17 protein-coding genes and 1 riboswitch are annotated in these 19,678 nt (G+C 70.3%); of the genes, 9 read left to right on the top strand and 8 right to left on the bottom strand.

The genetic code is table 11. The features are described 5' to 3' along the window. Positions 1-81: 81 nt before the first annotated feature. The 4 genes from AB0I53_RS10475 to AB0I53_RS10460 all read right to left on the bottom strand — a co-directional run bounded on the left by AB0I53_RS10475 (position 82) and on the right by AB0I53_RS10460 (position 3,516). On the bottom strand, positions 82-1,116 hold the full coding sequence (locus AB0I53_RS10475; protein ID WP_358599625.1) for a cation diffusion facilitator family transporter: 1,035 nt from the start codon (positions 1,114-1,116) through the stop codon (positions 82-84). Between the two features lie 206 nt (positions 1,117-1,322). Next, positions 1,323-2,495 carry a hypothetical protein gene (locus AB0I53_RS10470; RefSeq protein ID WP_358599623.1) on the bottom strand — a complete coding sequence of 391 codons (1,173 nt, stop codon included), beginning with the start codon at positions 2,493-2,495 and terminating at the stop codon, positions 1,323-1,325. Continuing rightward, the gene (locus tag AB0I53_RS10465) at positions 2,492-3,259 is read right to left on the bottom strand and encodes a hypothetical protein (protein WP_358599620.1); all 768 of its coding nucleotides are present in this window, start codon (positions 3,257-3,259) and stop codon (positions 2,492-2,494) included. The genes AB0I53_RS10470 and AB0I53_RS10465 overlap by 4 nt, the downstream gene beginning before the upstream one ends. After that, the gene (locus tag AB0I53_RS10460) at positions 3,256-3,516 is read right to left on the bottom strand and encodes a helix-turn-helix transcriptional regulator (RefSeq protein ID WP_358599617.1); all 261 of its coding nucleotides are present in this window, start codon (positions 3,514-3,516) and stop codon (positions 3,256-3,258) included. Before AB0I53_RS10460 ends, AB0I53_RS10465 begins: the two co-directional genes overlap by 4 nt. A gap of 589 nt (positions 3,517-4,105) precedes the next feature. Here AB0I53_RS10460 and AB0I53_RS10455 point away from each other — a divergent pair. The 4 genes from AB0I53_RS10455 (at position 4,106) to ispH (ending at position 9,534) form a co-directional block, all read left to right on the top strand. Next, positions 4,106-5,536, top strand: coding sequence for a family 2B encapsulin nanocompartment shell protein (locus AB0I53_RS10455; RefSeq protein ID WP_358599614.1), 1,431 nt, complete (start codon positions 4,106-4,108; stop codon positions 5,534-5,536). Between the two features lie 94 nt (positions 5,537-5,630). After that, positions 5,631-7,028, top strand: a complete 1,398-nt coding sequence (locus AB0I53_RS10450; protein ID WP_358599611.1) for a family 2B encapsulin nanocompartment shell protein — start codon at positions 5,631-5,633, stop codon at positions 7,026-7,028. Between the two features lie 234 nt (positions 7,029-7,262). Continuing rightward, the gene (locus AB0I53_RS10445; RefSeq protein ID WP_358599608.1) at positions 7,263-8,306 is read left to right on the top strand and encodes a family 2 encapsulin nanocompartment cargo protein polyprenyl transferase; all 1,044 of its coding nucleotides are present in this window, start codon (positions 7,263-7,265) and stop codon (positions 8,304-8,306) included. A gap of 301 nt (positions 8,307-8,607) precedes the next feature. Next, entirely contained in the window at positions 8,608-9,534 is a 927-nt protein-coding gene (gene ispH, locus AB0I53_RS10440) for a 4-hydroxy-3-methylbut-2-enyl diphosphate reductase (RefSeq protein WP_358599605.1), read from the top strand. 34 nt (positions 9,535-9,568) lie between these two features. Here the strand turns inward: ispH and AB0I53_RS10435 are convergent, their stop codons facing one another. Continuing rightward, a complete protein-coding gene (locus tag AB0I53_RS10435) occupies positions 9,569-10,984 on the bottom strand; it encodes a carboxylesterase family protein (protein WP_358599603.1) in 1,416 nt (471 codons plus the stop codon). A gap of 22 nt (positions 10,985-11,006) precedes the next feature. Beyond that, positions 11,007-11,903, bottom strand: a complete 897-nt coding sequence (locus AB0I53_RS10430; RefSeq protein ID WP_358599600.1) for an MBL fold metallo-hydrolase — start codon at positions 11,901-11,903, stop codon at positions 11,007-11,009. Positions 11,904-12,031: 128 nt separating this feature from the next. Between AB0I53_RS10430 and AB0I53_RS10425 the strand changes: the two genes are divergently transcribed. Then, positions 12,032-12,886 carry a helix-turn-helix transcriptional regulator gene (locus AB0I53_RS10425; RefSeq protein WP_358599597.1) on the top strand — a complete coding sequence of 285 codons (855 nt, stop codon included), beginning with the start codon at positions 12,032-12,034 and terminating at the stop codon, positions 12,884-12,886. A 247-nt stretch (positions 12,887-13,133) separates the two neighbouring features. On the opposite strand, the gene AB0I53_RS10420 is transcribed toward AB0I53_RS10425, so the two are convergent. Continuing rightward, entirely contained in the window at positions 13,134-14,459 is a 1,326-nt protein-coding gene (locus AB0I53_RS10420; RefSeq protein ID WP_358599594.1) for a cytosine permease, read from the bottom strand. Continuing rightward, a riboswitch (TPP riboswitch) is annotated at positions 14,450-14,563 on the bottom strand. (Overlaps the previous gene by 10 nt.) 48 nt (positions 14,564-14,611) lie before the next feature. After that, positions 14,612-16,114: a helicase HerA-like domain-containing protein gene (locus tag AB0I53_RS10415; RefSeq protein ID WP_358599591.1), complete on the bottom strand. Its 1,503-nt coding sequence runs from the start codon at positions 16,112-16,114 to the stop codon at positions 14,612-14,614. Between the two features lie 185 nt (positions 16,115-16,299). Between AB0I53_RS10415 and AB0I53_RS10410 the strand changes: the two genes are divergently transcribed. The 4 genes from AB0I53_RS10410 (at position 16,300) to larC (ending at position 19,598) form a co-directional block, all read left to right on the top strand. Then, positions 16,300-16,683, top strand: coding sequence for a VOC family protein (locus AB0I53_RS10410; RefSeq protein WP_358599589.1), 384 nt, complete (start codon positions 16,300-16,302; stop codon positions 16,681-16,683). 214 nt (positions 16,684-16,897) lie between these two features. Next, the gene (gene larE / locus AB0I53_RS10405; RefSeq protein WP_358599587.1) at positions 16,898-17,722 is read left to right on the top strand and encodes an ATP-dependent sacrificial sulfur transferase LarE; all 825 of its coding nucleotides are present in this window, start codon (positions 16,898-16,900) and stop codon (positions 17,720-17,722) included. Continuing rightward, positions 17,719-18,387 (top strand): nickel pincer cofactor biosynthesis protein LarB, encoded by a 669-nt coding sequence (gene larB / locus AB0I53_RS10400; protein ID WP_358599584.1) that lies wholly within the window; start codon positions 17,719-17,721, stop codon positions 18,385-18,387. Before larE ends, larB begins: the two co-directional genes overlap by 4 nt. After that, on the top strand, positions 18,384-19,598 hold the full coding sequence (gene larC / locus AB0I53_RS10395; protein ID WP_358599581.1) for a nickel pincer cofactor biosynthesis protein LarC: 1,215 nt from the start codon (positions 18,384-18,386) through the stop codon (positions 19,596-19,598). Before larB ends, larC begins: the two co-directional genes overlap by 4 nt. The last annotated feature ends 80 nt before the right edge of the window (positions 19,599-19,678 follow it).

The raw sequence follows: 19,678 nt of genomic DNA, 5'->3' as shown, positions 1-19,678 counted from the left end.
CGAGAGCGGTGGCCCCGTCTCGGCGGTTCTGTGGTTCTGTTTGCAGAGCCAGACCCCCCACCAACCCCGCCCGCGCCCCGGTCAGTGCCGGTGGTGTGTGACCAGCTCGTGGTCGGCGCCCGCCGGGTGGGCGTGGATCGTCGCGCTGCCGAGTCGCGGCAGGGCGTGCCGCAGGTGATGCTCGGCGTCGTGCGCGACGCGGTGCGCATCGGCGAGGCTGAGCTCCGGGGCGACGTCCAGTTCGGCCTCCGCGTGCAGCGCGTGGCCGATCCAGCGCATCCGCAGCCCGCCCACCGCGCGCACCCCTGGCGCGCCGGCCAGCGCCAGCTCCGCCCGGCCGACCAGCTCCGGATCGACCGCGTCGAGCACCCGGCCGAGGACCTCCTTGGCCGAGCCCCAAAGCACCGCGACGATCGCCGCCGTGATCAGCAGCCCGATCGCCGGGTCGGCCCACCGCCAGCCCAGTGCGGCGCCACCGGCCGAGCCGAGCACGGCGAGGCTGGTGAAACCGTCGGTGCGCGCGTGCAGGCCGTCGGCGACCAGCGCGGCCGAGCCGATCTCCCGGCCCACCCGGATGCGATAGCGGGCGACCAGCTCGTTGCCGGCGAAGCCCAGCAACCCGGCGGCCGCGAGCCAGCCCAGGTGCTCGACCTGCTGCGGATCGACCATCCGCCGAAACGCCTCCCAGCCCGCCAGCGCCGCCGACACCGCGATCACCGCGAGGACGACCAGCCCGGCGAGGTCTTCGGCGCGGCCGAGCCCGTAGGTGAAGCGGCGGGTCGCCGCGCGCCTGGCGAGCAGGAACGCGACCGCGAGCGGCACCGCGGTCAGCGCGTCGGCGAAGTTGTGCAGGGTGTCGCCGAGCAGCGCGACGGACCCGGTGAAGGCCACCAGGACGGCCTGCCCGATGGCGGTGATCAACAGCGCCGCGAAGGAGATCCACAGCGCCCGCATGCCCTTGCGGCTGGCCTCCAGCGGGCCGTCGACGACCTCGGCGGCGTCGTGGCTGTGCGGCGTCACCGCGTGCTTCAGCCCCGCCCAAACGCTGCCGTGGCCGTGGCCGTGGCCGTGTCCATGTCCATGTCCGTGCTGTGGAGTCTTCTTTCCGGAATCCACCTGGCCTCCTCGGGTCCGGCGACCGGAACACCCGAACGATAGGCCGCAGACCAGCTGTGCGACAACGCTGCTACTGGGAATCAGTTGCAGGAGAAGGCCATTTGCGACAGCTCTCGAAGTCCAAATTGGACTTCCAACGCGAAGCTCCGGCACTGCTGCGGCGGTTGCACCCAGGGCGCGAATCGTTGGCCGGGATGCGGCTCTCCCTAGCGGAGGCGACGCACCGCGGCGCTGCCACCGATCAGCAGGAGCAACGCGGCGAGTGCCCAGCGGCGCTTCTCCTTGGTGTCGTGACCGACGGACCCGCCGCCCGGTTCCGGCGTCGCCGGCGCGTAGCCGCCCGGTTCCGGCAGCAGAAGTGGGGACGGCGGCAGCGAAGGCGGAACGGCACTGCTCGGAGGTGTCGGGCGCTGGGTGGGCGGCGCCGAAGTCGGGGACGGGGTCAGTCGCGGTGTCGACGGCGTCGGGGACGGCGACCGGGTCGTAGACGGCGGGGTCGTAGAAGGTTGGGGCGGCAAGGGTGGGGGCGGCGGCTGGGGCGACGGGGTCCGGGTCAGGCATCCGGTCGCGTCGGAGCCCAACATCGGCGGCAAGGTGGCCAGCTTCTTCACCGAGCCGTCCCGGCCGACGCGGTACAGCCCGCCCGCCTCGTCGGCCGTGACGTACAGGGCCCGGTCCGGGCCGATCACCACCGATCCGTAGCCGCTCGGCGGCAGACCCGGCGCGTCGGCCAACTCGGTGACCCGCCCGCTGACCCGGTCCAGCCGCGCGACCGCCGCCGTGCCCCGGTGGGTCATCGACACCCCGTACAGCTCGCCGTCCACCGGATCGACGTCGAAGTCGTCGAGCCCGAACGGCCAGTGCGGCGACCGGATCGCCGTCGTCGCCAACACGCTCAGGTAGATCGGGTCGACCGGATTGACGTCCACTGTGTACAGATAGGATCCTTGCCGCACGTACCAGCGGTTTCCCTTGATCGCACCGGCCGTCGGCGCGGCGAGCGGGTACCAGGGCGTGTCCACGCGGCCGACCCGCACCGGCCCCAGGTCGTGCGTCCGGCCGGCCCGGTCCAGCGTCACCACGTGGGCGCCGTCCGGGAACGGCCCGGACCGGCCGAACGCGGCCATGCCGTACACGAGGCCCTGCGAGCCGGCGTGACCGAGCGCGTTCAGCCGGTAGTCCAGCGTCCCGATCCGGACGCTTTCGGCGGCCGGCAACGTCACCCGGTACAGCGCGGAAGTCGCGCCCAGGCCAGCGTTGCGGACCTGCAGCACCGTGCAGCCAGGGGCCGCGCCGGCGGACACCACCCAGGCCACCGACGCCGCCAGCACCACCATCGCCGAGGCGGCCGACACCGCCGCGACCCGCCACCACCTCAACTTCGACCGAGCCGATCGAGCGCCCACATGAACGCGTCCGGGCCGATCCGCGATCCGCCGCTGAACGGGTTCTGCAGCTGGAAGATCGCGAACAGCAGCAGCGCCAGCGCGCCGGCCAATGTGGACACCAGCACGATGTGCGGGAACAACCTCGTGCCACCGAAGAGGTTCGGCAGCAGCACGCACACCACGCTGCCCAGGATCAGCACGAGCCACACCACCGCCACCACGCCGCGGTCGAACGCCCTGGTGAGCCGCTCGTGCCGCTCCTCGTAGACCTGGCCGAGTTGGGTGATCGCCTCGGTCTTGCGGTCCTCCTCGAACTCGCCGTCGGCCGGCGCCTGCAACACCGCCGCGCGCAGCTGGTCGAGCTGCGCCCAGCCCTGCCCGGCCACCTGCGTGCCCTGCTGCATGACGGGCCACTCCTCTCCGACGACCGTCTGCAGGTATTGCACGCTGAGCTCGCGCGCCTCGTCGCCGGCCGGCGCGGGCAGCGAATCCACCGCCCAGGAAACCGAAACCAGGGCCTGCGCCTCCCGGTAGACGCCCTCCCGCGCGTCGGTCACGGTGTCGAACAGCGTCACCAGCACGAAAGCAAGCACCACGGCCTGCAGGCCGCTGACGATGGTGAACACCTGACCGGCCGCGTCGTTGTTGCTAGGTCTCCCCTCGTCCTGGCCGAGCCTGCGCACCAGGTAGCCGATCACCGCGGCGGCCACCGACGCGCTGAGCACCCAGATCAAGCCGTTGAGGTAGATGCTCATTCCGCACCTCCGGCGGCGGATTCGCCGCGCACCACGACTTTCCGGGGCTCCGGCACCAGCAGGTCGCCGACGTCGCACCCGAGCACCGTGCAGATGATCTCCAGGTCGTCCAGCTTCAGGCTGGCCGGGGTCTTGGACCACAGCCCGGACATCTTCCCGGCGGAGATGACCAGGCCGTGCTCGGCCAGCTGCCGCTGCAGCTCGGTGGCCTTCCAGATGCCTCGCTGCGCCGCGACCAATCGCAGGTTCCACTTCACGACGACATCTCCCTTCGATCCGCTCCGATCGACTGGACGCCGCATTCGCACACGATCCGCCGCCTCCCAAACTCAAGCCGTGGGCGCCGGTAACGCCCGGCCGACGAATTTTCAGAATTCCCGAAGAAGAACCGCGAAGAACTATGTTTCAACCGTGGACCGAACAGTACTACCGCGGCACCGGAACACAGATAACCCGATTCGTGGAATCCGAGATCACAGGCATCATCGCCCAGCCGGAGCATTGGCCCGCCGGAATATTCCGGATATCGCGCTCGCGATTGGTGCACCCGAGTAGCGGATCGGTCGAATACCGGAATAAATGCCGCAGATGATCACGCTGCGTTCCACGCAAGCGGCAATTCAGGTGATATCGACGGTGCGACATTTGCGCTCGATCTGCCCGGCACACGAAGCACGTTCGGGTGACTGTACGGCCGAGATCGCTGATGCTAACGTCGCCGTCGGCAACGAGAAACGATGCCGCAGAACAGGCGAGCATTCCCATTGGGACATTTCCATTCGGACACCTCTAATTCTCTGAACAATCACGGTTCAGCATTTCCTGCCCGCCTCTTTACGAACAGAGATGATTGGTGGTATTGGCGTGACTGTGACGGAACCGCTCAACACCGACGACGGCGATGCGCCGCAGTTGAGCCTGAGCACGGCGGCGGCCCGGAACCTGGCCACCACGACCAAGTCCGTCCCGCAGATGCAGGGCATCACCTCGCGCTGGCTGCTGCGGCTGCTGCCATGGGTGCAGGCCGCCGGCGGCGCGTACCGCGTCAACCGCCGGCTGAGCTACACCCTCGGCGACGGCCGGGTCACCTTCACCAACACCGGCGCCGAGGTGCGGGTCATCCCGCAGGAGCTGCGCGAACTCCCGCTGCTGCGGGGATTCGACGACGACGCGGTGCTCAGCGCGCTCGCGGATCGTTTCGTGCAGCGGGAAATCGAACCGGGCCAGGTGATCGCCACCGCCGGGCAGCAGGCCGACCAGGTCGTGCTCATCGCGCACGGCAAGGTCAACCAGGTCGGCACCGGCGAATACGGCGACGACACCGTGCTGAAGGTGCTCGCAGGCGGCGAGTTCTTCGGCGCGCACGTCCTCGCCGGCGACTCGACCACCTGGCAGGCGACCTACAAGGCGGTCACCCCCTGCACCGTGCTTTTCCTGCGCCAGCAGGTGTTCCGGGACATGAACGGCAACTCCGAGGCGCTGCGCGAGCACATCCGCAACGCGCTGTCCGGCCCGAAGGGCGCGCACAACGTGCACGGCGAGGCGGACATCGAGATCGCCTCCGGGCACACCGGCGAGCCGACGCTGTCCGGGACCTATGTGGACTACGACCTCGCGCCGCGCGAGTACGAACTCAGCGTCGCGCAAACGGTTCTGCGGGTGCACAGCCGCGTCGCGGATCTCTACAACCAGCCGATGAACCAGACCGAGCAACAGCTGCGGCTGACCATCGAGGCCCTCCGCGAACGGCAGGAGGAGGAGCTGGTCAACAACCGGGAATTCGGGCTGCTGCACAACGCCGACCTCCGCCAGCGCATCCACACCCGCACCGGCCCGCCCACACCGGACGACCTGGACGAACTCCTGACGCTCGTGTGGAAGGACCCCGGATTCTTCCTCGCCCACCCGCGCGCCATCGCGGCCTTCGGGCGGGAGTGCAGCAAACGCGGGATCTACCCGCAGAGCATCGACCTGGGCGGCCACCAGGTGCCGGCGTGGCGCGGCGTGCCGATCCTGCCGTGCAACAAGCTGCACGTCAGCAACACCCGCACCAGCTCGATCATGCTGATGCGCACCGGCGAGGAGAACCAGGGCGTCGTCGGCCTGCACCAGACCGGCATCCCGGACGAGTACCGGCCCGGCCTGTCGGTGCGCTTCATGGGCGTCAACGAGCAGGCGGTCATCTCCTACCTGGTCAGCGCCTACTACTCGGCGGCGATCCTGGTGCCGGACGCGATCGGAGTGCTCGAACACGTCGAGCTCGGCAGGGAGAGCTGAGCGACGCACAGACCCCGGAGCGGGTGGCCGCGACCCGCCCGCTCCGGGCCCGCGAAAGACCTTTCCGCCGAGCAGCGCAAGGAGAAGTGACATCGTGACCGTGACTGAGCCGGACCTCGGCGTCGAGCAGGCCGCGCAGAGCCTCGGTACCGCGGCGGCGCGGAACCTGGCCACCACGACCAAGTCCGTCCCGCAGATGCAGGGCACCACCTCGCGCTGGCTGGTGCGGATGCTGCCGTGGGTGGACATCTCGGCGGGCACCTACCGGGTCAACCGCCGGCTGACCTACGCCGTCGGGGACGGGCGGATCACCTTCACCAACACCGGCGCGAACGTGCGGGTCATCCCGCAGGAGCTCGGCGAACTGCCGCTGCTGCGCGGCTTCGACGACGATTCGGTGCTGGGCGCGTTGGCCGACCGGTTCGTGCAGCAGGAGTTCGAGCCCGGCCAGGTGATCGCCACCGCTGGGCAGCAGGCCGACCAGGTCGTGCTCATCGCGCACGGCAAGGTCAACCAGATCGGCACCGGTGAGTACGGCGACGACACCGTGCTGAAGGTGCTCGCCGACGGCGAGTTCTTCGGCGCGCAGGTGCTGGCCGAGAACCAGGCCACGTGGCACCACACGTACAAGGCGGTCACGCCGTGCATCGCCCTGACGCTGGACGCCCAGGCGCTTCAGGCGGTGAACAACCAGTTCGACCGGCTGCGGGCGCACATCGCGAGCATCCGCGACAATCCCGCTCCGCCGCAGAACAAGCACGGCGAGGCGGACATCGACATCGCCTCCGGGCACTCGGGCGAACCAACGCTCGCCGGGACCTATGTGGACTACGAACTCGCGCCGCGCGAGTACGAACTCAGCGTCGCGCAAGCGATCCTCCGCGTGCACAGCCGCGTCGCCGACCTCTACAACCAGCCGATGAACCAGACCGAGCAACAGCTGCGGCTGACCATCGAGGCCCTGCGCGAACGGCAGGAGCACGAGCTGATCAACAACCGTGACTTCGGCCTGCTGCACAACGCTGATCTCCGCCAGCGCATCCACACCCGCACCGGCCCGCCCACTCCTGACGACCTCGACGAGCTGCTCTCCCGCCGTCGCAAGACCCGGTTCTTCCTGGCCCACCCGCGGACCATCGCGGCCTTCGGCCGGGAGTGCAACCGCCGCGGCATCTACCCGTCGACCACCGAGGCGGAGGGCCGCCAGGTGCACGCCTGGCGCGGCGTGCCGATCCTGCCCAGCGACAAGATCCCGATCAGCGACCGCGGCACCAGCTCGATCCTGGCGCTGCGCACCGGCGAGGACGACCACGGCGTCATCGGCCTCCAGCAGACGGGCATCCCCGACCAGTACCGGCCCGGGCTCAACGTCCGGTTCATGGGCATCAACGACCAGGCGGTCATCTCCTACCTGGTCAGCGCCTACTTCTCCACCGCGGTCCTGGTGCCCGACGCCCTCGGCGTGCTCGAACACGTCGAAATCGCCCGCTGAACCCGCTTTTTCCTTTTGAAGCGGCGAAGCCGCTTAGCCCACCCTCGCAACTCGCACCGCCGCGGGTTCTCAGACGTCGTCTGGCGAGGACAGCCCCGAAGCCGCGTATTGGTCATACGTAAATCGGGGCTCCCACAGTCCAGGCAGCGTCTGTAACTCCCGCAGGGGGGCCGCTACCCGCACCGCCACGCAAAGCGAGCCTGGAATTACCGCTTTTTGTCGAAGGGAAGTCGGATGGCCACCATTCAGCAGGACGCCAACCGGGCGGGTATGGCCTATGAGGCACTCACGCGTAGCCGCACGATGGTCGAGCCCGCCCTGCGGGCCGCGGTCGACCGGTTGCCCACCCGCATGCAGCAGATATCCGGCTACCACCTCGGCTGGCTGGACGAGCGCGGCAATCCGGTCCGCGCCGACCGGGGCAAGGCGCTGCGGCCCACGATGGTGCTGCTCTCGGCCGCCGCCGTCGGCGGTGATCCCGCGGCGGCGGTGCCCGCGGCCGTCGCGGTGGAGCTGGTGCACAACTTCTCGCTGCTGCACGACGATGTGATGGACGGCGACGTCACCAGGCGACACCGCCCGACGGCGTGGACCGTGTTCGGCAGCGGCCCGGCCATCCTCGCCGGCGACGCGCTACTGTCGCTGGCCGCCGACGTGCTGGGCGCGTGCCGGCATCCCGAAGCGACCTCCGCGGTGCGGACGTTGAGCTCCGCCGTGCTGAACCTGATCAACGGCCAGACCGCGGACCTCGCCTTCGAGGACCGGCGCAACGTGGAACTGGCCGAATGCCAGCGGATGGCCCGGGACAAGACCGGGGCGCTGCTGGGCTGCGCCTGCGCGCTGGGCGCGGTGTTCGGCGGCGGCACGGCCGAGCAGATCGCCCGGATGCGCAGCTACGGCGAGCGGCTGGGGCTGGCGTTCCAGCACGTCGACGACCTGCTCGGCATCTGGGGCGATCCGGCGATCACCGGCAAACCGGTGTTCTCCGACCTGCGCACCCGCAAGAAGACCCTGCCGGTGGTCTCCGCGCTGACTTCCGGCACGCCGGCCGGGCAGCGGCTGGCCGCCATCTACCTCCGCGACCAGCCGCTGTCCGGCAGTGACCTGGCCCAGGCCGCCGAGCTGATCGCGCTGGCCGGCGGGCGCACCTGGAGCCAGCACCAGGCCGACGACCTCCTCGCCTCGGCCCTCAGCGACCTCCACCGCTGCGACCCGGCGCCGCGCGCGGCCGAGGAACTGGAAGCCCTCGCCCACCTGGTAACCCGCCGCGACCACTAAAGAGTGGTTCAAATGTGGTTTGGATAGCGGTGCGAGTGGCGGTCCCCTTGCGGGAGTTGCTGCGGCCGTCTCACTCCGGGATCCCCGACTTATGTATGTCCAATACGCGGCGCTGGGGCTGTCCTCGCTGGGAGAACCCCAGCGGGGTGGGCTCGGTGAACCTGCGGCGGCGCAAGTTGAGTCCCACACCGCAAGCGGCTACCGCCGTTTATGAAACAGAACCTGACCGCAGCCCGAACCGCCGCACCGAGCGTGCGGCGGTTCGGCACCGGGATCTGCCGACCGACATTGGAGTGCAGTCATGCCGAGTCAACAGCGCACGGTGCTGCTCGCGGCGCCGCGCTCGTTCTGCGCCGGAGTCGACCGCGCCATCGAGATCGTGGAGCAGGCGCTCGCGCTTCGCGGCGGCCCGATCTACGTCCGCAAGCAGATCGTGCACAACACGCACGTGGTGGCCGATCTGGAAGGTCGCGGCGCGGTGTTCGTCGACGAGCTCGACGCGGTGCCCGACGGCGCCACCGTGGTCTTCTCCGCGCACGGCGTTTCTCCGGCCGTGCGGTCGGAAGCGGACCGGCGCGGCCTGGCGGTCATCGACGCGACCTGCCCGCTGGTGGCGAAGGTGCACGCCGAGGCGCGAAGATTCGCCGAGCGCGGCGACACCCTCGTGTTCATCGGCCACAGTGGACACGAAGAGGTGGAGGGCACGCTCGGCGAAGCGCCCGGCCAGACGGTCCTGGTGGAGTCCGCCGAGGACGTCGCCGCGGTCGAGGTGCCGAACCCGAAGCGGGTGTCCTACCTGACGCAGACCACCCTCGCCGTCGACGAGACGGCCGGCATCGTCGCCGCGCTGCGCGACCGCTTCCCGGCGGTCCGCGGCCCGTCCTCGGAGGACATCTGCTACGCCACCACCAACCGGCAGGACGCGCTGTCGGCGATCGCCAAGGAATGCGACCTGGTGCTGGTGGTCGGCTCGGCGAACTCCTCGAACTCGCAGCGCCTGGTGGAGCTGGCGCGCCGCCAGGGCACGCCAGCCCACCTCATCGACGACGCCGGCGACATCCAGCCCGCCTGGCTGTCCGGCGTCGGAACCATCGGCCTCACCGCGGGGGCGTCGGCCCCGCCGGGCCTGGTCGAAGACGTCATCGACCACCTCGCCCCGACCACGGTCATCGAGCACGAAGTGACCAGGGAAGAGGTCCACTTCGGACTGCCGGCGCCCCTGCGCTGAGCGGGATTCGCCAGGTTCGGGGAACTTTTCCGAGTCACTCCCGACCGGTGAAGCGCTGGGCTTCCGACGGCGCCCAGCCGGGGTCGCCGGTGCTGGCGAAGCTCACCCACGCACCGTGCATGCGCGTGGCCAGTGCCGCGGGCGGCTCTGCCGGGCCGAGCAAGCCGCGGGGACCGCGCAGTGCGGGAAGGTCCAGGCGATCGAACACGTACGGCAGTTCCACCGTGTGCGTTGCGCCGAGCTGACCGTCTACTGCGGACGATCGCCAGGCGAACTCGTAGGTGTAGGTCGGGCCCTGTCCGTGTGCGGCGTGTGCCTCGGCGAGCCGGCAGCTTCCCGCACCGAACAGCGCGTCGCCCATGATCGCCGAGCGCAGCTCTCCCGAGGTCGCCCGCGGATGCCGCGCCCGGTATCGCGCCACCAGCGCGACCGGATCGTCGTGCACTCCGGCCGCGGTGTCGTGCACGTCCTCGGCGGTCGAGGTGGTCATCTTTCCCTGCGGTGCAAGGTAAAGATTGCCCTCCTCGGTGTTCGCGCCGACGACGAGGGCGACGTCGAGACCGGCGCCGGCGGCCACGGCTTCGGCGGGCTGGCGGTCCAGCACCAGGCTGAACGCGCTGAGCCCGAGCAGCGGGTCGAACCGGGTGCTGGTCCGCAGGTCCAAGCCGCCGAGCATCACGTCGACGAACCGTTCATCCCGCACCTGGGCGAAGGCGGCGACGGTCGGCTCGATGCCGAGCGCGCCCGCCGCCGCATGCGTGACCCGTACCGCCTGCTCCCGGGAGAACGCGCCCAGCCCGCTGCCGCTCTGCACGATGGCGCGGTGGAACAGACCCTCCGCGTCGGGACTGGCGAGCACCGCGCTCGTGATCGTCGCGCCCGCGGACTGACCGAACAACGTGACGTTGCCGGGATCGCCGCCGAATTCCGCGATGTTGCGCCGCACCCAGCGCAGCGCGGCCAGGACGTCGAGCAGCCCGCGGTTGGCCGGTGCGCCGGGCAGGTCGAGGAACCCGGGGATGCCCAGCCGGTAGTTGAGGGTCACCAGCACCACACCGTCGCGAGCGAAGGACGTTCCGTCGTAGAGCGGCGAACGGGTGGAGCCGGTGACGAACCCGCCGCCGTGCACGAAGACCATGACCGGGCTGTTCCGGGCGTTCGGCGGGGCCCACACGCTGACGGTCAGGTAGTCGTCGCCGGGTATCCAGCCGGGCCCGAAGTAGGGCGACATGTCGAGCGCACCGAAGCCGTCCCGGCGCGGCTGGGGCGCGGTGGGTCCGGGCCGCGTCGCGTCCCGGACGTGCCGCCACGGTTCGTGCGGCACGGGGGCGGTGAACCGGGCGGCGCCGGTCGGTGGTGCGGCGTAAGGGATGTCGAGGAAGACGTGCGCGTTGCCGGCCGCGCGGCCGCGGACGGCGCCATCGGTGGTGGTGACGATCGGGTCGGACACCCGTTTTCTCCTGTTCTTCTGGTCAGAGTCGGGCGAACGGAGCCCAGTCCTTGATGGCGAACCGGTCGCCCTCGCGAACGACCTCGGCACCGCCGTGACCGCCGAGATGTGCGGGCAGCACGAGCGCGTTCGCGTCGGCGGCCCAGCCGAGCAATCGCCGCCGGGTGGCCCTGGCCTGGGCCGGGTTCTCGCAGAAGCAGCTGTTGGTGTCGGGTTCGACGAACTGCAGGGCGGTGTGCAGCAGATCGCCGACGAACAGCGCGCGGTCGCCGCCCGATTCGAGCGTGACCACCGACGACCCGGGAGTGTGCCCGGGCGCGAGGTCCAGCCTCAGGTTCGCGTCGATCCGGTAGCCGTCCTCCCACAGCAGGGTGCGGCCGGCCTCATGCACCGGCGCGACGCTGTCCTCGAAGACGTTCTGGTTGCCGCGGCGCAGGTTCGGCTGGTGGCCGTTGGCGGGGTTCCAGAAGTCGAAGTCGGGCCGGGGCATGAGGTAGGTGGCGTTGGGGAACGTCGGCACCCAGCTGCGATCGTCGAGGTAGGTGTTCCAGCCGACGTGGTCCACGTGCAGATGCGTGTTGATCACCAGGTCCACGTCCTCCGGCCGTACCCCCGCCCTGGCGAGGTTGCCGAGGAAGTCGGTGTTCAGGTGGCTCCACACCGGCGAGTACGGCCGCTCCTTGTGGTTGCCGACGCCGGTGTCGATCAGGATCGTCTTGCCTTCGCTGCGCAGCAGCCACGTCTGGATGGCCGATGCGCAGGTGTTGGTGCGCGGGTCGAGGAAGTCCGGGGCGAGCCAGGACGCGTTCCAGGCTCCTTCCGGGCTCTCGGGGAAGAAGTCCTCCGGTGACATCTCGACCGAACCGAAGTACTCCACGACCCGGGTGATCGTCACGTCACCCAGCACGATTTCGCGCATGTCGCCTCCGGGGTTCTCGCTGGTGTTTCGGCCAGCGTGCGACCCCGGTGCGCCGACCAGCCAGCCCCGCGTTCGCCTACCCCTGGCAGGGGCAGGCTCGCCGGCCCGGCACGGCGGATACTGCGGATATGGGTGTTCCTGGCCTGCTGGGTGAGTTCCTCCGGGCACGGCGGTCGCGCCTGCGTCCCGACGACGTCGGCCTGCCCTCGTTCCACGAACGGCGACGTGTGACGGGGCTGCGGCGGGAGGAACTCGCGCAGCTGGCCGGAGTGAGCGTGTCCTACTACACGCGTCTGGAGCAAGGTCAGTCGGTCAATGCCTCCGACGCCATCCTGGACGCCATCGCCGCAGCTCTGCGGCTCGACGCGCACGAGCGCGAACACCTGCGCCAGCTCGCCGCGCAACGCCCTCGGCCGCAACGCCGCCCGCCGCCGGAGCGGCTCGACCCCATGACCCGCGACCTGATGCGCTCCTTCGAGACCGTGCCCGCGCTCGTCCTCGGCAGGCGAACCGACGTGCTGGCCTGGAACGACCTGGGGCACGCGCTGCTGGCCGGGCACGTCGACCGAACCGCTCCGGAACGTCCGGCGGATCGGCCGAACCTGGCCCGGATGCTGTTCCTCGACCCGCACACCCGCGACCTCTACGCGAACTGGCAGCGCAAAGCGCGCGCCGTGGTCGGCAACCTCCGGCAGGTCGCGGGACGGCATCCCGAGGACGCCGTGCTGGCCTCACTCGTCGGCGAACTGTCCATGAAGAGCCCGGAATTCGCGACGCTGTGGAGCGATCACCGGGTCAAACCGTGCGAAGCGGACGAGTACGAGCTGCGTCATCCGCTGGTGGGCGCGCTCACGGTCGCGCAACAGATCCTCGTGCCCGCCCGCTCGCCGGAGCAGTCCGTGGTCGTGGTCACCACCGCGGACGGCTCCGGCTCGGAGAACTCGATCAAGCTGCTCGCGATGCGCGCCCGGGAAACGGTATAGAGCCTGTTTCCAAACTCGTCCTGCGTAGCGGTGCGGGTGGCGGAACCTCAGAGGTCTTCTCGCTGTGGGATCCCCGACATCATGAATGACCAATTCACCACGTCGGGGCTGTCCTCGCGAGAAGACCCCTGAGAACCCGCGGCGGTGCGAGTTGCGAAGGTGGGCTAAGCGGCTGCGCCGCTTCAAAGACAAAACGCCCGCGTTACCACAACCGCACGTCACCACATCCAAAACAGCCTCTATAGCCTCAGCTTTCCGCGCCGCGACGGCGGAAGGCGCCGATGATCGCGGCCGCCAGGGCGGCCACGAGGAACGAGGTGAGCGCGGCGCTCATCCACGTCGGGACCGTGAAGCCGATCGCGTCCCGCAGCCCGGTCCACAGCCGGCTCCACCAGCCGAGCTCGCCCGGGTTGATCAGCTGGAACGCCGCGAAGCCCAGGAACCAGGCCAGCAGCATGCCCCAGCGGGACGGGGCCTGCGCGGACAGGTCGTAGCTGCGGCGGCGGCCGTGCACGAAGTAGTCCACCGCCAGCACGCCGAACATCGGCACGAACACCGAGCCGATCAGCAGCAGGAAGTTCGAGAACTGGGCGATGTCCAGGGTCAGCGCGAGCAGGGTGATCAACGCTCCGATGACCACGCACAGCACCCGGCGGTCCGCGCTGGGCCGCAGGTTCTGGATGGAAACCGCGGTCGAGTAGGTGTTGGCGAAGGACTGGTCGACCTCGCGCAGCACCAGGATGCCGAAGAAGATCACCCCGAGCGGCACCGCCAGCATCGGGTCGAACACCCTGTCCGAGTCGCCGGCGACCAGCGCCAGCCCGAGCAGCCCCAGCAGGTAGCAGGCGATCTGGGTGACCGAATAGCCCACCGTCGCGGCGGTGAACGCGCCGGACACCGACTTCGAGTGCCGCGAGTAGTCCGAGGCGACCGGGATCCAGGACACCGCGACCGCCAGCGCGGCGTCCGCGCCGGGCCAGAAGCCCTGCCAGGAACCGGTGTTCATGTCCGGCAGCGGCTGGCGCAGCAGTTGGACGAAGAAGTACACCATCGCGATCGCCACCGCGATGCTGACGTAGCGGCGCAGCAGGCGCAGCGCGCCGAGCGGGCGCAACGTCAGCACGGTGGTCAGCGCACCGGCCACCAGCACGTACAACCAGTGCGGGCCGCCGCCGAACAGCGCCTCCGCGCCCTGCGCGATCACCAGGAGCTCGAAGGTGCCCCAGCCGACCAGCTGCAGGATGTTCAGCACGGTCGGCAGGTACGACAGCTTGGTGCCGAACAGGCCGCGCAGCAGCATCATCGCGGGCGCACCGGTGCGCGCTCCCGGAACCGCCGCGAGGCCGACCATGATGCTGCCGATCACAGTGCCCACCACGCACGCGGTGACCGCGGCGGCGAACGACAGCTGCGGCACACCGGCCGGCGCGAGCACGGCCAGCGCGCCGCTGAAGCCGAGCAGGCTCACCCCGAGGTTGCCCCAGAACGCGCTCTGGTCGAGCACGCCGAGCGTCTTCGGTGCCGGTTCGTCCAGGGTGTGCGGAACTTCGGCACGATCGACGTCAAGCGCCATCAACAGCTCCCTACGCCGGCATTATCCGGACAGGTTCTGCGGTCGGTGGCGCGTGCAGTGCCACCCTCTCAGCCCGGTTCGCCCGAGCTCCCGCGTGGATAAGTCGGCGACACCTTACCCCGATCAGGTGACCGATGCCAGCCCGGTACGGCTCACCGGCGGCGGTTGCCGAACAGGCCCCGGGTGATCTCCCGCCCCAGGGCGCTCGCCGCCGAGCGGAAGAACGACCGCACCGCGGGATTGTCCATCGCCTTCTCCAGCAACCCGGCCTCGTCCGGCTTCTTCGGCGTTTCCGGCGGCTCGGGCGCGGCGGCGATCTTCTTCGCCAGAAGTTCGTAGGCTGATTCCCGATCGACGGCCTGCCCGTACTTTCCGTGCAAATCGGACGAAGCGGCGGCGGCCCGCACCGCGTCCTCGCCGATCGTGCCCATCAGCGAGCGGGGCGCACGCAGCCGGGTCCACGCGACCGGCGTCGGCGCGCCCGTCTCGGCGAGCACCGTCACGATCGCCTCGCCGATGCCCAGCGTCGTCAGCGCCTCGTCCAGCTCGTAGTGCTCGGTCGTCGGATAGGTCTTCACCGTGCGCGCCAAGGCTTTCTGATCGTCCGGGGTGAACGCGCGGATGGCGTGCTGGACGCGGGCGCCCAGCTGGGAGAGCACCGCATTGGGCAGGTCGGTGGGCAGCTGCGTGCAGAAGAACACGCCCACCGCCTTGGACCGGATCAGCTTGACGGTCTGTTCGATGCGTTCCAGGAATGCCTTGGACGCGTCGCTGAACAGCAGGTGCGCCTCGTCGAAGAAGAACACCAGCTTCGGCCGGTCCAGGTCGCCGGCCTCCGGCAGCTCCTCGAACAGCTCCGCCAGCAGCCACATCAGGAACGTCGAGAACAGCGCCGGGCTGGCCTGCACGTCGTCGAGCTCCAGCAGGTTCACCACGCCCTTGCCGTCGACCTGCCGGAGCAGGTCGGCGACCTCGAGCTCAGGCTCGCCGAAGAACTCGTCGCCGCCCTGGGACTCCAAATTGGACAGTGCCCGCAGGATCACGCCCGCGCTGGCGGCCGACACCCCGCCGATGCCCTTGAGCTCGGCCTTCCCCTCGTCGCCGGTCAGGTACTGGATCACCGAGCGCAGGTCCTTGATGTCCAGCAGCGCCAGCCCGCGCTCGTCGGCCCAGTGGAAGATCAGGCCCAGCGTCGATTCCTGCGTCGCGTTCAGGCCGAGCACCTTCGCCAGCAGCAACGGCCCGAAGCTGGTCACGGTCGCGCGGATCGGCACGCCCCGGCCGCCGGTGCCCAGCGACAGGAACTGGGCGGGGAACGCCGCGGGCCGCCAGTCGTCGCCGACCTCGGCGGCGCGGGCAGTCACCTTGTCCCCGCCCTGTCCCGGGCTGGCCAGGCCGGAGAGGTCACCCTTGACGTCCGCCAGCAGCACCGGCACGCCGGCGTCGGACAGCTGTTCGGCAAGCAACTGCAGCGTCTTCGTCTTGCCGGTGCCGGTCGCGCCCGCAACCAGGCCGTGCCGGTTCATCGTCGCCAGCGGGATCCGCACGGCGGCAGCGGCATCGACCGAGCCGTCGACGACCACCGCGCCGAGCTCGACCGCCGCGCCTTCGGTCGCGTAGCCCGAAGCGATCTCCCGTGCCGCGTTGTCCGCCACCGCGCCCTCCGCTCCTCGCCGGTTCCAGCCCTCTCGACGCTATGCCGCCGGGCACCCGCCCGGGCGGTTCGCCACCCGGACGAGCGATGCTCCGGCGAGTAGGGCGACGACATGGGTTGACCTCGACCTTGGTGTAACTCCTAGCCTCAGGAACATCGGAGCACGACGAGGAAAGCGAGAATGCCATGCCAGTCCAGCTCAACCACACGATCGTCGCCACGTCCGACAAGGTCGCCCACGCGCGGTTCGTGGCCGACCTGCTCGGCCTCCCCGATCCGGAACCGTTCGGTCCGTTCATGTGCGTCCAGACGAGCAACGACGTCACGCTGGACTACCTGGAGACCGACGAGAAGATCGTCCCGCAGCACTACGCGTTCCTGGTCGGCGACGCGGAGTTCGACGAGATCTTCGCGCGGATCAAGGCACAGGAGCTGCCGCACTGGGCCGACCCGGCGCATCAGGAGCCGAACCAGATCAACACCCGGGACGGCGGCCGCGGCGTCTACTTCGACGACCCCGACGGCCACGTCCTGGAGATCCTCACCAAGCCCTACGGCAGCGGCCGCTAACCACCCATTTCGCCTGGTCAGACCCCGTGAGCACTTTGGGTTGCCATAGCGACCCAAAGTACTCACGGCCGCTGACCTGGCAGAACGTCCGGCGCGTGCTCCGGGGGATGGGATCTTCCGCCGAATCCGGTTAGAGTGTGGTCAGACCACCTGTCCGGACCGTGACGCCGTTCCCGTCGCCGGACGGCCGAAGGCGGACGAAAGGAGTGCCACCGTGAGCGTGCCCGAACTCGATCGGCTCCGGCAACGGATCGGCGCGGAGGAGGCCCTCGTGGTGGCGTTCTCCGGCGGCGTCGACTCGGCGCTGCTGGCAGCCGTGGCGCACGAGGTGCTCGGTTCACGGATGCTCGCGGTTACCGCCGTCTCACCCAGCCTCGCCGCCGACGAGCGGCGGCAGGCCAAGGAGTTCGCTCGCAGCCGTGGCTTCGCGCACGTCGAGGTCTGCACCGACGAGGCCGACCGGCCCGAGTATGCGGAGAACGACGGAAACCGCTGCTACCACTGCAAATCCGCGCTGTTCGACGCACTGGAGCCGCTGGCGTCCGTCATGGGCGCCCGCATCGCACTGGGCACCAACCTGGACGACTTGGGCGATCACCGGCCCGGCCAGCAGGCCGCCGCGCAGCGCGGCGCCATCGCGCCGATGGTGGACGCCGAGCTCAGCAAGGACGCGGTCCGGCGCGCCAGCCGGGAACTCGGACTGTCCACTGCGGACAAACCAGCGGCGGCGTGTCTCGCCTCGCGCGTCGCCTACGGCGACCCGGTGACGCCCGAGGTGCTCGGCCGCATCGAGCAGGCCGAGGCGGCGATCCACCGCCTCGGTTTCGAGGTGTGCCGCGTGCGGGCGCACGGCCAGGGCACGGTGGCCCGACTGGAGGTTCCGGCAGCCGACATCGACCGGGCCGCGGCGCGGCACGACGAGCTGGACCGCGCGGTGCGCGGGGCCGGTTTCCAGTTCTGCGCGCTGGATCTGGCCGGATTCCGAAGTGGACGGATGAACGTGCTGCTGCCGCTGCTGCCCGCCCGGACCGCGTCATGACCGGGTTCACCGACCTCGGATACGCGCGGGTCGACACCGACCGGGAATCCCGGCAGGGCCTTCCCGAGGTGGTCTACGCGCCCGGCAAACGGCCCGCGGAGATCGCCGGCATCGTCACCGAACTCCTCGCCCGGGGCACCGGTCCCGTGCTGGCGACCCGCGTCGAAGCCGACGTCGCCGCGGCGATCGCGGTGCCCGGCGGCACCTACCACGAGACCGCGCGGCTGCTGGTGTGGCGGCCGGCGGCGGCCGGCTCGTTCCGGGTCTGCATCGCCACCGCGGGCACCTCGGACTGGCCGGTGGCCGCCGAAGCCGAGGCGGTGGCGGCCGCGATCGGGCTGTCCACCGACGTGGTCCGCGACGTCGGGGTGGCCGGGATCCACCGGCTGCTGGCGGCCCGCGACGAGCTCGACCGGGCCGACGCGGTGATCGTGGTGGCGGGCATGGAAGGCGCGCTCGCCAGCGCCGTCGGCGGGCTGGTGGCCTGCCCGGTGATCGCGGTGCCGACGTCCACCGGTTACGGCGCGGCGCTGGAGGGCGTGACGGCGTTGCTGGCCATGCTGACGTCCTGCGCGGCGGGCCTGACCGTGGTCAACATCGATTCCGGGTTCGGCGCCGCGATGGCCGCGCACCGGCTGGCCCAGGTGGTGGCGAAGCCGCGATGATCCTCTGGCTCAATCCCGTCACCGGCATCTCCGGCGACATGCTGCTCGGCGCGCTGCTCGGCCTCGGCGCGCCGCTGGACCAGGTGCGGGCGGCCGTCGAGTCGACCGGGCTGCCGGGCTGGCGGTTGTCCACCGAACAGGTGCAGGTCAACGGCATCGCGGCGACGAAGGCGGTGGTGGATGTCGACGACACCAGCACCGAACGGCACGCCTCGGAGCTGATCGCACGCGTGCGGCAGGCCCGGCCCGAGCCTGTGGCGGAGCTGGCCGCCGCGGCGATCACGGCGATCGCCGAGGTGGAAGGCGCCTTGCACGGCGAGCACCCGGATGACGTGCACCTGCACGAGATCGGCGGGCTGGACACCGTGGTGGACACCGTCGGCGTGGCCGCCGCGCTGCACGCCCTGGGCATCACGGCCGTGCATTCCGCGCCGCTGGCGCTGGGCAGTGGAACGGTGCGGTGCAGCCACGGCGTGCTTCCGGCGCCCGCTCCGGCGACCCTGCAGCTGCTGCGCGGCGCGGCCGTCGTCGGCACCGACCTGCAGGGCGAGACGGTCACGCCGACCGGCGCGGCCCTGCTGCAGGCGATCGGCACCCGCTTCACCCCTCCCCCGGCCATGACCGTGCAGGACACCGCCTACGGGGCAGGCACGCGCCGGTTCCCTCAGCGCCCCAACGTGCTTTCGGCGACGCTCGGGATACCGCTGGGAGCCGAGCCGGTCGAGCCGATGATCGTCCTGGAGTGCAATGTGGACGATGTCACCGGTGAGGTGCTGGGGCACGTGATCAACCGCGCGCTGGAGCGAGGCGCGGCGGACGCCTGGACGACGCCGGCGACGATGAAGAAGTCCCGCCCGGCCCAGGTGCTGCACGTGCTGTGCCGCCCGGAGCTGGAGTCCGCGCTGTCCGAGATGGTGCTGGCGGAAACAGGCAGCCTCGGGATTCGCCGCCACGCGGTGGACCGCCGAGCCCTGCCCCGCCGAACCACGACGGTCACGGTGCAAGGCCACCAGATCCGCGTAAAGCACGGCCCCCACCACGCGAAACCGGAACACGAAGACGTCGCAGCGGCGGCCTCAGCCCTCGGCCGCCCCCTCCGAACCATCGCCGCCGAGGCCCTCGCCGCCGCTGAACCCCTGAAGGGCGATGAAGCGAACGGCCTGTTCACCTCCTCTAACGGTCCAAACGGTCCGTTCACCTCACCGGCATAACCGAAGCTCAGCGGAGCGAACGGACCGTTTACGCCGTTTAGCGGAGCGAACAGGCCGTTCGCATCACCGAGCCGAACCCC

This window comes from Saccharopolyspora sp. NPDC050389 (genome assembly GCF_040655595.1).
Lineage (GTDB): Bacteria > Actinomycetota > Actinomycetes > Mycobacteriales > Pseudonocardiaceae > Saccharopolyspora.
Note: the sequence above shows the minus strand (reverse complement) of the source record. Positions and strands in the feature narration are given on the sequence as shown.